General features: G+C 37.8%; 1 protein-coding gene. It reads right to left on the reverse strand.

Translation table 11 applies throughout. The features are described from left to right. A partial coding sequence (locus OO013_RS20110) for a helix-turn-helix domain-containing protein (RefSeq protein WP_266058924.1) occupies positions 1 to 714 on the reverse strand: 714 nt, incomplete at its 3' end. Between the last annotated feature and the right edge of the window lie 115 nt (positions 715 to 829).

Consider the following 829-nt stretch of genomic DNA (forward strand, 5'->3'; position numbering starts at 1 on the left):
TTCAGGATGAGCAGGATCAGAGAACACTGGTAAGATACCTAAATCTATAAACCAATATGATAATCGAGTAAATCGTTGTATTGCTCTGACAGCTCCAAAAGGGCCTCCATTGTCGGTATGAATCTGTTTAGGGATACCATATTGCCTAAATATTCGCGTGAATTCATCTTTAACAGGTTTATATGCTTCCCGGTAATGAGCTTTAGCTGTAAACAAGAATCTACTTCTGGAATCGGCTATTGTGAGTGGATGACAGTATTTTTTATTTCCCATTAGGAATTTGCCTTTATAATCGGCACTCCAGACTTCGTTGCAGTGTTTCGGGTTGAAGATTGGGTATACTGGTTTTACTCGTCGTAAACGCTTTTGAGGACACACTAATCCGTGTTTAGCAAGAATGTTGTGAACAGTTATGTAGGATGGAATGTCTTCAGTCTTACAATCGTTAAACAATAGCCGATGGATTTTTTTAGCTCCCCATCGCGGATATTTTGCCTTAAGTGAAAGGATTTTATCAACGATGAATTGTTTGGTTTGATTTGGATGATTTTGAGGTGCCCTGGACTGTTCACGAAGACCTTCTAATCCATACTTTTCATACTTTTGAATCAGCCTGTATCCAGTAGGACGGGAGATTTCAAAGGTTTTACAGAGTTCTGTGATGGTGTATTTCTGAGTCAACCATTCACAGATAAATTCAATTCTTGTTTCCATAATAGTTTTTACTTTCCAAGGCATAGCAGTATGATTTTAGATCAATCAATTTACTATGTAGAAAGTGTAAACTATGTCCCTTTAACTCTGTAAAGGATGTCCCTTTATCGTACCT

The organism is Mangrovivirga halotolerans (genome assembly GCF_026241165.1).
Classification (GTDB): Bacteria; Bacteroidota; Bacteroidia; order Cytophagales; family Cyclobacteriaceae; genus Mangrovivirga; species Mangrovivirga halotolerans.